Raw genomic sequence first — 12,395 nt, 5'->3', positions numbered from 1 at the left:
GTGGCCGCTGGCGGCGAACATCATGCCCGCTTGCCTGCGGCCGTCGCCGCCTTTGCTTCCGAGTCGCTTTCCAGCATGTTCAACATGCTTTCGATCGGCATCGGCCGGCTGAAGAGATAGCCCTGGCCGCAATCGACACCCAGCTTGCGCAGGAGCTGCCATTGCTCCTTCGTCTCGATGCCCTCGGCGACGACGGTGCAACCCATCTGGTGCGAGATGGTGCGGATGCCCTTGATCAGCATGCGGCTCTTGCGCCGGATGTCGGCGGTGCCTGAGCTCAGAGAACGGGTGAAGGACTGGTCGACCTTGACGATATCGACCGGGAAACGGTTGAGGTAGCTCAGCGACGAATAGCCGGTGCCGAAATCGTCGAGCGCGATGCGGCAGCCGAATTCGTTGAGCTGCTTCAGCACCGCATGCACTTCCGGATTGTCGAGCATGAGCACGGCTTCGGTGATCTCGACGACGATCCGGCTCGGCGAAATATGGTGCTTCAGCAGCAGGGCGGCGAGCTTGTGCGGCAGCGTCAGCTCGAATTGCAACGGCGAGAAGTTGACGGCCAGATAGGTATCCTGCGTGCCGTCCAGCTCGGAGATCGCTGCCAAATTGCGGATTGCTTTCTCGAGGATGCGATCGCCGATGCGCGCGATCGTGCCGGTTTCCTCGGCGATGCCGATGATCTTGCCCGGCGGCATCAGGCCCTTTTCCGGGTGGTTGAGGCGCATCAGTGCCTCGAAGCCGGCGATCTGCCCGTCGGCAAGGCTGACGATCGGCTGCAGCCAGGCCTCGAAGTGGTCGTCCTTCAGCCCGGCTTCGATGCACTGTTCGATCTCATGGCGTTCGCGGGAGGCGTCGAGCATGCTGGAATCGAACAGCTTCAGGCCGTTCTTGCCATCGTGCTTGCGCGCATACATCGCCATGTCCGCCTTGAGCAGCAGGTCGGAAGCGTTTTCCGCATGGGCCGGGTAGACCGAGATGCCGACGCTGGCGCTGACGAGGAGTTCGTTGCCGGCAATCGGCATCGGCTCGCGGAGCGTCGAAACGATGCGCTCGCCGATCTCGCTCGCGAGCGTTGCGGCGTCCCTGTCGGAAATCAGGATGGCGAATTCGTCGCCGCCGAGACGGGCCATGATGTCGCCGGGGCGCAGCGCGTCATGGATGAGCTCGACCGTGTGCCGCAGCACGTCGTCGCCGGCTGCGTGACCGAAATTGTCGTTGATCCACTTGAAGCGGTCGAGATCGATGAACAGGCAGCCGAGTTGCATGGCGCAATCGTCGGCCTGGCGGATCGCGTCGTCGAGTGCTGCCTCGAACCCCTGGCGGTTGAGCAGGCCGGTGAGGTGATCGGTGATCGCCTGGGTGTGGTTGCGGCTTTCCGCCTGCTTCAGCGCGGTGACATCGGTCATGACCGAGAGCGACAGGCTGCCTTCTCCGGTCGCCTTCGTTTCCTGGATCAGTACCGTCATCAGCTCGTCGTTCGCCTTGCGGAACGGGACAGTGACCTCGCGGATCTCATGATCGCCGACCGCGATCGTCTTGGCGTGAGTGCGATAGGTCTCGTGCCAGTGCTGGTCGATGAAGTCGACGAAGTCGCGGCCGATGACGTCGTCGCGATCGTAACCGGTCGCCAGCAGCCAATAGTCGCTGACGGCGAGCAGGCGCCCGTCGACGTCGAGCGAAAACAGCATGGCCGGCGTCAGGTTGTAGATGTCGGTCACGCGTTCGTGTGCGTTTTTCAGTTCCGTCTCCTCGCGCTCGAGCCGGTCCTGCATCTCGTTGAAGTTGGCGGCAAGCGCGCCCATTTCGTCATCGGAGGTCCAGTCGACGCGGTGGCGTGATCCGAGCCGGCGCGTCGCCTCGATCGCTGCGGTCAGGCGCATCAGCGGGCGCATCACCGTGAAGCGATTGCCGACGAGTGCGGCGGCGAAGACGATCGCGACGGCGAAGAGCAGGATGGCGAGGATCGCCAGTTCATCCTTGCTGAACTGCGACAGAAGGCCGGGCGTCGGTACTCTCACTTCGATGCGGCCGACCTCCTTCATTCCATCCATGGACTGATAGGAAATGGGCAGGCCGAGGATCCGGTCCTTGGTGCCGGGCACGGCGCCGCCAAGCGGCATCTGGGCGAGGATCGAGCCGGTTTGGTCGCGCACGGTGACGGAGAGGATATCGGTGCCGTTTATCAGCGAGCGAGCAATGTGCTTGATGCCGTCGCTGTCGAAATCCCAGATCGGCTTGCCCAGCGCCTCGGCGCTTGCGGCCATCAATAGTTCTATGTTGTGAATCCGCTCGCGTGCAATGCGGTCGCCGGAAATGCTCAGGAAGAGAACGAGCAGCGGGGCAATGAAAACGAGCATTGCGCCACAGACAATCGCAATAAATCGGTTCTCCACGGAGTGCATCATCGGATGCACGCCTCAGAAGGTGCTGCCACGCATCTCATATTCGGATTCTCTTCAGTCTGAGCCCCAGTTTCCCCGCCAGAAGGACATCATCAAAACCTTAAATGTTGCTGAAATCGTTTCGTGATAAATGATGGGATGCGATGGCGGCGCCGTGTGGCGAGCGGCCTGTGAACCAAAGCAAAAAGCCCGCCCCAAACGAATGGGACGGGCTCTCGATGAAGTGCGGCGGGACTGGCCTTTCGCCAGTCACCCGGAAGCCGATCAGGCTTCTGCTTCGCCTTCGGCTTCTTCCTTCACGCCACCAGCCGGAGCAACAAGCGTTGCAACGGTGAAGTCGCGGTCGGCGATAACCGGGGTCGCGCCCTTCGGCAGCTTGATGTTGGAGATGTGAATGGCGTCGCCGACCTTGAGGCCGGAGAGATCGACGGTCAGGAATTCCGGAATGTCGTCAGCCGAAACGTTGAGCTCGACTTCGTGGCGAACGATGTTCAGAACGCCGCCAGCCTTCAGGCCCGGGGACTTTTCTTCGTTCACGAAGTGAACCGGAACTTCGACGGTAACCTGGCTGTCCTTGGAGACGCGCAGGAAGTCGACATGCATGGTGAAGTCGCGGACCGGATCCAGCTGGTAGTCCTTCGGCAGGACGCGGATCTTTTCACCGTTGACGTCGATCGTTGCGACGGTGGTCATGAAACCGCCGGCGTGGATCTTCATCGTCACTTCCTTGGTGGAGAGTGCGATGGAAAGGGGGGCCTGCTTGTCACCGTAGATGACAGCCGGAATAAGACCGTTGCGGCGAAGTTCACGGGAGGACCCCTTACCAACCCGTTCGCGCGTCTCGGCCTTGAGCTCGTAAGTTGCGTGGCTCATGGGTAGACCTTTCTATGTCTAAATCTGGAGAGCTCATCCGGCATGCCGGATGAACCGAAGCCGCATGGGCTTCATCCGCGTTGCCTCCAAGGGTGTCTACGCGGACGCGCGGTGCATAGACGAGATCGCCCGCAAATGCAAGCTTTGCCGCGGGGTCAAGCCTTTTTGCGGGTGAGGCGCGCCAGCGCCAGCATCAGCCCGCCGGCGATCAGCCCCCAGAAGGCGCCGGAAATGCCGCCGAAACTGACGCCGGAGGCGGTGACCAGGAAGGTGATGGCCGCCGCCTCGCGGGTCTTCGCCTCGGTGAAGGCGGCCATGGCGGAACTGGCGAAGGCCCCGACGAGGGCGAGGCCGGCGACCGCCTCGATCAGGATGGAGGGCGCCAGGCTGACGAAGGTGGTGACGACGCCGGCAAGCAGGCCGAAGAGAATGTAGAAGGCGCCGGCATTGATCGCCGACCAGTAGCGCCTGCCGCGATCGGGATGGGAATCGCTGCCGGCGCACATGGCAGCCGTGATCGCCGCAAGATTGACCGCATGACCGCCAAAGGGTGCGCTCAGCACGGAGAAGACACCGGTCGTCGCAAACAGCGGTCCGGGAGCCGGGTGATAGTCGTTGACCTTCAGCACCGCGATGCCGGGGATGTTCTGCGAGGCCATTGTGACGATGAAGAGCGGCAGGGCAATGCTGACCATGGCCGCGATGTTGAACTGTGGGGTCACGAATTCGACCGTCGGCACCAGCGCCGAAGACAGGGAGGATAGGGCTCCTTCTGGGATCTCGACGCCAAAGGCGATGACGAGCACGAAGGCGACGAGTGCGGCCGGAACGGCGTAGAGCTTGTTGACGCTGCCGACGACTGCCCAGGCAATCAGGATCGGCAAGCCGAGAAGCGGATTGAAGTCAATCGCCTTGACCGGCGCGAAGCAGAGGCTGAGCAGCACGCCGGCAAGCATGGCGTTGGCGAGCGGGGCAGGGATGGTGGAAACCAGGCGGCCGAGCGGCTTCCAGAGGCCAGCGATGATGACGAGCAATCCGCAGACGAGAAAAGCGCCGACGGCAGCATTGAAGCCGCCCTCGACGACACCGGCGCTCGCGAGCAGGGCGGCACCCGGCGTCGACCAGGCGATGCTGACCGGCAGCCGCGTGACGGCGCTGATGACGATCGCGCAGACGCCCATGGAGATCGACAGCGCCATCAGCCCGGAGGCGGCCTGTGCTTCGCTGGCGCCGACGCCGGTCAGCCCATGCAGCACGACGGCGAAGGAACTGGCGAAGCCGACGAAGGCGATCAGCAGGCCCATGAAAAGGCTCTGGAGCGAGAAGTCACGAAACATGGCGGCAACCGGCTGTTGTGGGTTCTAGTCGTAGCGATTTGATCCTTTCGCCTACCACATTCGGGCCGGCTGTCGATATCGGCGGCGTGATACACCGATCAATCTCGCTGACGGGTGCTCCAGTCCTCGAACCTTCGTCTGGCTGGACCTTTGCGGAGATCGTTGGCTATAGTGTTGCGCAGGCAGGTGCGCCGTTTGGGAGATCGGCGGCATCCGTCTTCGCCGGTCGACGCTTTCAGGGAGGAAGGCGATGCCTGTCGTCAGGGATCATTCGGAACTTGTCTATCGGGTCGCGCACCAGCCTTCGGCCGCGGCGAGTTCGCCGGTGGCCGCCTCCTGGCGCCGCTGCATGACCCTGCACAAGCTTGCACCGGAGGAAGCGCGTACGCCGCTTCGGCTGTTGGACAGCGAGTTTCTCTCGGTCCGCGAACGTTCGGGTGAATTGCTGGCCGAGGCCGGCATCGAGCTCGACCGGTTGTTTGCGACCGTCGGCAAGGCCGGCTGCTGCCTGCTCCTCACCGACAACGATGGCGTGGCGCTCGAACGACGCGGTGCGGTCGGCGACGACGCGGATTTTCGCGGCGTCGGGCTCTGGTCGGGAACCGTGTGGAGCGAGGCGAGCGTCGGCACCAACGGCATCGGCACGGCGATCGCCGACGAGCGCGCCGTCGTCATCCAGCGCGACCAGCATTTCCTCAGCCGCAATATCGGCTTGAGCTGCGCCACCGCGCCGATCCGCGACCACCGCGGCCGGCTGGCCGCGGCCATCGACATTTCCACCTGCCGCGACGATGCCTCCGAGATCACCATGTCGATCCTGTCGCAGGCGGTTCGCGATGCCGCCGCGCGCATCGAGGCTGGACTCTTCCGTCGTGCCTTTGCCGGTGCGCGCATCGTGCTGGTGCCGGTCGATCGCGCCGGGCCAGCGCTTCTCGCCGTCGGCCGCGATGACCTCGTGCTCGGCGCCACCCGTGCGGCGCGGCAATGGCTCGATCTCGACGACAAACGCATTGCCGCCGGGGTTCCAGCCTCCGACCTGCTGAGGGAGGACACATCGGGCGATGCCGCCGAACTTCCCGACGCGGAGCGCGCCGCCCTTCGCCGCGTGCTTTCGCGTGCCAACGGCAACGTTTCCATGGCGGCCGAGCTGCTCGGCATCAGCCGCGCCACGCTTTACCGCAAGATGAAGCGGCTATCGGTGAATTGATCTTCCTACGCTATCTGGAGGCTGCCCTTCATCCTAACCTTCTCCCCGCAGGCGGGGAGAAGGGACGAGCCCTATAGCGGTCGTTGTGCTCATGGTGGCCCGGGTGCTTGGGGAATGGGGAGCGCGCAAATTGTACCTTCTCCCCGTGATCACGGGGAGAAGGTACCGGCAGGGGGATGAGGGGCAGCTTCTGACCGTCGCCGTTTCCCTGCTTGCTGCATTGCAGCACGCTCGATGGAGCCAAGCTGTCTCAATTCTGAAACAGATCGTCTCGCCAGTGATTTCGCCGGCCTATCGAAGACGCGCGTTCGGTCTCACCTTCCTCTTACAGCTCTGTTGCTGGTTTCAGGGAGGAATGACCATGTTGCATCAGAAGATCGTCGAAAGCCCGTTCAAGCAGAAATACGGCAACTTCATCGGCGGCGAATGGCGCGAGCCGGTGGCCGGCCGCTACTTCGACAACACGACGCCGGTGACGGGCGGCGTGCTTTGCCAGGTGGCGCGCTCGGATGCCGCCGACATCGAGCTGGCGCTCGACGCCGCCCACGCGGTTCGCGAGAAATGGGGCCGGACCTCGGCTGCCGAGCGTTCCAACATCCTGATGAAGATCGCCGGCCGCATGGAGGACAATCTCGAACTCCTGGCGCGCGCCGAAACCTTCGACAACGGCAAGCCGATCCGCGAGACCATGGCAGCCGACATTCCGCTCGCCATCGACCACTTCCGCTATTTCGCCGCCTGCATCCGCGCCCAGGAAGGTTCGATCGGCGAGATCGACCACGATACGGTCGCCTATCACTTCCATGAGCCGCTCGGCGTCGTCGGCCAGATCATCCCCTGGAACTTCCCAATCCTGATGGCCGCGTGGAAGTTGGCACCGGCGCTCGCCGCCGGCAACTGCGTCGTGTTGAAGCCGGCCGAGCAGACGCCGGCCTCGATCCTCGTCTGGGCGGAGCTGATCGGCGATCTTCTGCCGGCGGGCGTGCTCAACATCGTCAACGGCTTCGGCCTCGAAGCCGGCAAGCCGCTCGCCACCAGCCCGCGCATCGCCAAGATCGCCTTTACCGGCGAGACGACGACCGGCCGGCTGATCATGCAATATGCCAGCCAGAACCTCATTCCGGTGACGCTGGAACTCGGCGGCAAGTCGCCGAACATCTTCTTCGCCGACGTGCTCGCCGAGGATGACGACTATTTCGACAAGGCGCTCGAAGGCTTTGCCATGTTCGCGCTGAACCAGGGCGAAGTCTGCACCTGCCCGAGCCGCGCGCTGGTGCAGGAGAGCATCTACGATCGCTTCATGGAACGGGCGGTGAAGCGCGTCGAGGCGATCCGCCAGGGCAACCCACTCGACAGCGCCACGATGATCGGCGCGCAGGCGTCGAGCGAACAGCTCGAAAAGATCCTCTCCTATATCGATATCGGCAAGCAGGAAGGTGCCGAAGTGCTGACCGGTGGCGGCCGCAACGTGCTCGAAGGCGAGCTGTCAGAAGGCTTCTACGTCAAGCCGACCGTCTTCCGCGGGCACAACAAGATGCGCATCTTCCAGGAGGAAATCTTCGGGCCGGTTGTCTCGGTCACCACCTTCAAGACCGAAGCCGAAGCGCTGGAGATCGCCAACGACACGCTCTACGGCCTCGGTGCCGGCGTCTGGAGCCGCGATGCCAACCGTTGCTACCGCTTCGGTCGCGAGATCCAGGCCGGTCGCGTCTGGACCAATTGCTACCACGCCTATCCGGCCCATGCGGCCTTCGGCGGCTACAAGCAGTCCGGCATCGGCCGCGAGACGCACAAGATGATGCTCGATCACTACCAGCAGACCAAGAACATGCTGGTAAGCTACAGCCCGAAGGCGCTCGGCTTCTTCTGATCGCAACCCGCCTTTCCCGCCGCCGGGGAAGGCAACGCGAGCGGGACGGAGGGTCGTCTCCACCCTTCCTCCAGCTCGAGCGGCGGCTGAGGTGTGCTCTCCACCCGCGCCTCAGCCGACCAATGCAGGATGCGTTCGATCAGGGAGGCTCGCCATGTCCATCGAAATGACGGGAACGACGGAGATCAACGAACCGCGCGTGCTTGCGACGGATGCGGCCCTCGATCTCATCGCCGAGATCCGGCGCGACCACCCCGATATCCTGTTTCACCAGTCCGGCGGTTGCTGCGACGGCTCGTCACCCATGTGTTATCCGGCCGATGATTACATCGTCGGCGACAATGACGTGAAGCTCGGCGAAATCGGCGGCGTACCCGTCTATATCAGCGCCAGCCAGTTCGAGGTCTGGAAGCACACGCAACTGATCATCGACGTGGTGCCGGGCAGGGGCGGCATGTTCTCGCTCGACAACGGACGGGAGAAGCGGTTCCTGACGCGGTCGCGGTTGTTCGGCGGTGGAGAAGCCTGCGCCGTCGTCTTTCGTGGGCGCTGAGATGATCTATCTCCGCTCCCGCGCGATCCTTGCCGCCAGATCGAGAAACGCCCGCAACTTGGGCTGGGTCTGGGCCTTCGCCGGGAAATAGATGAAGAGGCCGGGCGACGTCGGCAGATGGGCCTCGAGCACCCGTTCGAGGCGCCCGCTTGCGACGGCGTCGTGCACGGAAAGGTCCGGCAGGTAAGCGAGCCCGATGCCGGCTTCCGCCATCTCCACGAGCATCTGGGAGTCATTGACGGTCAGCCCGCCGGGTACGTCGACGGAGAAGTCGCGTCCTTCCCGCTCGAACTCCCAGCGGTAGATCGTGCCGGACGCCGGATAGCGATAGCGGATCGCCTCGTGGCGCGTCAGCTCTTCGGGCGTCTGCGGCCGGCCGCGCTTGATGAAGTACGACGGCGAGCCGACCACGGCCCAGGTGATGTCGGGCGTCAGCCGGACGGCAATCATATCTTTCTCGACCGCCTCGCCGATGCGGATACCGGCATCGAAGCCGCGCTCGGTGATGTCGACTGCAGCATCGTCGATCGCGATTTCCAAGGAGATATCGGGATGGGCCTGCCGGAAGCGCGGCAGCAGCGGTGTCAGCACCAATGGGATCGCCATGCGCGGCACGGTCAGCCGCAGGTTGCCCATGGGTCGGTCGCGAAAGTCGCCGAGCAGCTCATAGGCATCGGCAATCTCTAAAGCCGCAGGACGCACGCGCTTCAGAAATGCGCTGCCGGCCTCGGTCAAGGCGACGCGCCGCGTGGTGCGGACGAAGAGCTGCAGGCCGAGACGGGTTTCCAGCGCCCTGATCGTCTGACTGACGGCATTGGGCGTGACGCCGAGCATCGCCGCTGCCGCCGTGAAGCTGTTGTGCTCCGCGACCGCCAGAAACTCCCGCAATCCGTTGAAGGGGTCGTCCGCCATTAGCCGATTATGAAGATTTTCTTCCAGAGCTTTAAAGATAAAGCCTGTTTTTCGCAAAAATCAACTTTGACATGTTCTCTGCAACCTAAACCGGTCTCTGGAGAGGATGGAGAACGACATGCAATATACGACGCTTGGAAATACCGGTCTCGTGGTCTCGCGCCTTGCCTTCGGCGCCATGACCTTTACCGCCGGCGACCGCAGCCTCGGTGCCGTCTATAAGACCGATGCGGAAGCGGCCGATGCCCTGGTCGGGCAGGCGCTGGACGCGGGCATCAATTTCTTCGACACGGCCGACGCCTATGCCTCCGGGCAATCGGAGCGGATCCTCGGCGAGGCGCTCAAGTCCCGTCGCGACGAGGTGGTGATCGCCACGAAGGTCGGCTTCCGCAGCGGGGCGCCGCTCACCCAGGCGGGCCTCTCGCGCCGCCATATCCTCTGGTCGGTGGACCAGAGCCTCAAGCGCCTCGGCACCGACTGGGTCGATACCTACATCGTCCACAAGGAGGATCCGCACACGCCGCTCGAGGAGACGCTTTCCGCGCTCGACGCGGTCGTGCGTTCCGGCAAGGTGCGCTACATCGGTTTTTCCAACTGGTCGGCCTGGAAGGTGGCGGCGGCAATGGAGATTCAGAAGGCCAACGGGCTGGCGCCCTTCACCCATGGCCAGATGCATTATTCGCTGCTCGGCCGCGACGTGGAGCGCGACGTCATCCCGATGATGCAGCGTTACAGGCTGGGACTGACGGTCTGGAGCCCGCTCGCATCGGGCTTCCTCTCTGGCAAATACACCCGCGAGAATCTGGGCGATCCGGACAACCGCTATTCCGGTTTCGACATCCTGCCCTTCGACAAGGAACAGGGATTCAAGCTGGTGGAGCGCATGCGCGGGATTGCCGATCACCATGGGGCCAGCGTAGCGCAGGTGGCGATCGCCTGGCTGCTGGCGAAGAAGGCGGTGACGAGCGTGCTGCTCGGCGCCTCCAAGCCGCATCAGCTCGAGGACAATCTCGGCGCGGCGGATCTCGTCCTGACGCAGGCGGAAATCTCGGCGCTCGATGCCGAGACCGTGGCGTCGCCGGTTTATCCCAACTGGTTCATCGACAATCTCGTCGACCAGCCGGTGGCGCAGGCTCTCGGGAAATAGCGGCGTCTCCGCAACGAAAAACGCCGGCGCTCTGGCGCGCCGGCGTTCATGAATTGCCGAGTTGGAAACGCCTCAGTCGAAGAGGCTCGATACCGACTCTTCCTGGCTGGTGCGGCTGATGGCTTCGCCGAGCAGGCCCGCCGTCGTGATCACGCGGATATTGTGAGCGGACTGGACGGCCGTGGTCGGCTGGATCGAGTCGGTGATGACGAGTTCCTTCAGCATCGACGAACTGACGCGGGCAACCGCGCCGCCGGAGAGGACGCCGTGGGTGATGTAGGCGGTGACGCTGGTCGCGCCGTTCTTCAGCAGCGCTTCGGCCGCGTTGCAGAGCGTGCCGCCGGAATCGACGATGTCGTCGATCAGCAGGCAGTCCTTGCCCCTCACGTCGCCGATGACGTTCATGACTTCCGATTCACCCGGACGGTCGCGGCGCTTGTCGACGATTGCCAGCAGACAGTCGAGACGCTTGGCGAGCGCGCGGGCGCGAACGACGCCGCCGACGTCGGGCGAAACGACCATGACGTTCTTGAGGTCGTAGTTTTCCTTGACGTCACGCGCCAGGATCGGGATCGCATAGAGGTTATCGGTCGGGATATCGAAGAAGCCCTGGATCTGCCCGGCATGAAGATCGAGCGTCAGCACGCGGTCGGCGCCGGCTTCGGTGATCAGGTTGGCGACGAGCTTGGCGGAGATCGGCGTGCGCGGACCGGGTTTGCGGTCCTGGCGGGCATAGCCGAAATAGGGAAGCACTGCGGTGATGCGGCGGGCGGAGGAGCGGCGCACCGCGTCGATCATGATGAGCAGTTCCATCAGGTGATCGTTGGTGGGGAAGGAGGTCGACTGGATGATGAACACATCCTCGCCGCGCACGTTTTCGCCGATCTCGACGAAGATTTCCTGATCGGCGAAACGGCGTACTGTCGCCTTGCCGAGGGGCAGGTTGAGATAGTTGCAGATCGCTTCGGCCAGGAGCCGGTTCGAATTGCCTGCGAAAACCTTCATTGACGGACCGCCTTGAGCTGGCGCGGTCACCGCCCGGCACTTTTCCGGGAGCGGTGTGTTCCGCGCAGATTCCGAGAGCCATTCCAATCGCGGACATTCTTTGCGGATGGCCGCCGTTCAGAGCTGATCGGCCGCTTTTTAGCGAGACTGAACTTGAATGCAAGGGGAATGCTGCGCCGCGAAGGCCAATATTCTAAAAACTTTGTGTCAACCGGCCTGGGATTGCCGCCATTCGAGGTAGGCGTTGATGGTTTTTGTCGCGATCCCCTGCATGGTTGTCGCCGGTACTCCGCTCCACAGGTCGGCGCCGCCGCCGGGAACCGATTCCTGTCCCTGGATGCGGTGCAGGCGGTTGCCGCTGCCGTCGAGCACGTCCCAGACATAGACGACGGTGGTCTTGTCGCCGTCCTTCAGGGTCGAGAAGTAGCCCTTGAGGATATGTTCGCTGCTGGCGTCGGTCGAACTCTTGATCGTCAGGCCATGTGCGCGTGCCTCGGCGCCGAGCTGTTTGGAAAGCGGCGTGATAGCCTGAACCGGCGCGCCGATGATCGGCAGGAAACGGATCGATCCGCTGGCCGCCGCGCTTGCCTTCGGCAGCGAAGCGACGCTCGGCTGGTTCTGAATGGTCTCTGCCGCGGCTGCCGTCTGCTGCACCGGCGTCGGCTGCGCTTGAGCCAAGCTCTGCACCGGCGCGGAACCGGCAGCGAGCCTGTTTGCCTGGCCTTCGAGTGTGCCGGCCGGATCGGTATAGGTCGCGTCGCCGGTGGCGTAGGCCGTCGGCGTGCTTGATGGGGCCGGCTCCGTGGTGAAGGCCGTGGCCTGGCTGACGGGCGCCCGCTGCACCGGCGCGACGGCGGTCTGGTTCGACATGGAGTCGAGGTCGGATTGCGTCACCGGCGGCGAGCGGAAGGTCCCGCCACCGACGTCGACCTGCGGCGTCAGCATGTCGGTGCTGTTGCAGCCGGCCAAGGCGGTGAGAAGGCCGAGGCTGAAAAGGGGCGTCGAGAGCTTTCGCATGGTCAACCGTCCGTTTCTTCGCGGCAGTTTCCTGAAATGGTCTCCTGTCGTCTGCCAGTTCAAAGCAATTCT

Annotated in this window: 10 protein-coding genes; 4 read left to right on the top strand and 6 right to left on the bottom strand. The window is 63.6% G+C overall.

Annotated elements, in window-relative coordinates; all coding sequences use genetic code 11:
* Window positions 1-20 precede the first annotated feature (20 nt).
* The 3 genes from BHMPCIPO_RS14470 to BHMPCIPO_RS14460 form a co-directional block, all read right to left on the bottom strand.
* The gene (locus BHMPCIPO_RS14470) at window positions 21-2,405 is read right to left on the bottom strand and encodes a putative bifunctional diguanylate cyclase/phosphodiesterase (protein ID WP_173517394.1); all 2,385 of its coding nucleotides are present in this window, start codon (window positions 2,403-2,405) and stop codon (window positions 21-23) included.
* Between the two features lie 261 nt (window positions 2,406-2,666).
* Window positions 2,667-3,275 (bottom strand): 50S ribosomal protein L25/general stress protein Ctc, encoded by a 609-nt coding sequence (locus BHMPCIPO_RS14465; protein ID WP_173517393.1) that lies wholly within the window; start codon window positions 3,273-3,275, stop codon window positions 2,667-2,669.
* 155 nt (window positions 3,276-3,430) lie between these two features.
* Window positions 3,431-4,612, bottom strand: coding sequence for a benzoate/H(+) symporter BenE family transporter (locus tag BHMPCIPO_RS14460; RefSeq protein WP_173517392.1), 1,182 nt, complete (start codon window positions 4,610-4,612; stop codon window positions 3,431-3,433).
* A 250-nt stretch (window positions 4,613-4,862) separates the two neighbouring features.
* On the opposite strand from BHMPCIPO_RS14460, the gene BHMPCIPO_RS14455 reads away from it, so the two are divergent.
* The 3 genes from BHMPCIPO_RS14455 (at window position 4,863) to BHMPCIPO_RS14445 (ending at window position 8,242) form a co-directional block, all read left to right on the top strand.
* Window positions 4,863-5,819, top strand: a complete 957-nt coding sequence (locus BHMPCIPO_RS14455; RefSeq protein ID WP_173517391.1) for a helix-turn-helix domain-containing protein — start codon at window positions 4,863-4,865, stop codon at window positions 5,817-5,819.
* A gap of 361 nt (window positions 5,820-6,180) precedes the next feature.
* The gene (gene adh, locus BHMPCIPO_RS14450) at window positions 6,181-7,689 is read left to right on the top strand and encodes an aldehyde dehydrogenase (RefSeq protein WP_173517390.1); all 1,509 of its coding nucleotides are present in this window, start codon (window positions 6,181-6,183) and stop codon (window positions 7,687-7,689) included.
* Window positions 7,690-7,843: 154 nt separating this feature from the next.
* Window positions 7,844-8,242: a DUF779 domain-containing protein gene (locus tag BHMPCIPO_RS14445; RefSeq protein WP_246304322.1), complete on the top strand. Its 399-nt coding sequence runs from the start codon at window positions 7,844-7,846 to the stop codon at window positions 8,240-8,242.
* A 6-nt stretch (window positions 8,243-8,248) separates the two neighbouring features.
* On the opposite strand, the gene BHMPCIPO_RS14440 is transcribed toward BHMPCIPO_RS14445, so the two are convergent.
* A complete protein-coding gene (locus BHMPCIPO_RS14440) occupies window positions 8,249-9,154 on the bottom strand; it encodes a LysR family transcriptional regulator (protein ID WP_173517389.1) in 906 nt (301 codons plus the stop codon).
* A 118-nt stretch (window positions 9,155-9,272) separates the two neighbouring features.
* Here BHMPCIPO_RS14440 and BHMPCIPO_RS14435 point away from each other — a divergent pair, with 118 nt between their 5' ends.
* Entirely contained in the window at window positions 9,273-10,301 is a 1,029-nt protein-coding gene (locus BHMPCIPO_RS14435; RefSeq protein WP_173517388.1) for an aldo/keto reductase, read from the top strand.
* Window positions 10,302-10,373: 72 nt separating this feature from the next.
* Here BHMPCIPO_RS14435 and BHMPCIPO_RS14430 read toward each other — a convergent pair whose 3' ends face one another.
* Window positions 10,374-11,306: a ribose-phosphate pyrophosphokinase gene (locus BHMPCIPO_RS14430; protein ID WP_173517387.1), complete on the bottom strand. Its 933-nt coding sequence runs from the start codon at window positions 11,304-11,306 to the stop codon at window positions 10,374-10,376.
* Window positions 11,307-11,513: 207 nt separating this feature from the next.
* Window positions 11,514-12,323, bottom strand: coding sequence for a hypothetical protein (locus BHMPCIPO_RS14425; RefSeq protein ID WP_173517386.1), 810 nt, complete (start codon window positions 12,321-12,323; stop codon window positions 11,514-11,516).
* Between the last annotated feature and the right edge of the window lie 72 nt (window positions 12,324-12,395).

It is taken from the genome of Ensifer sesbaniae, assembly GCF_013283665.1.
GTDB classification, from domain to species: Bacteria; Pseudomonadota; Alphaproteobacteria; order Rhizobiales; family Rhizobiaceae; genus Ensifer; species Ensifer sesbaniae.
Note: the sequence above shows the minus strand (reverse complement) of the source record. Positions and strands in the feature narration are given on the sequence as shown.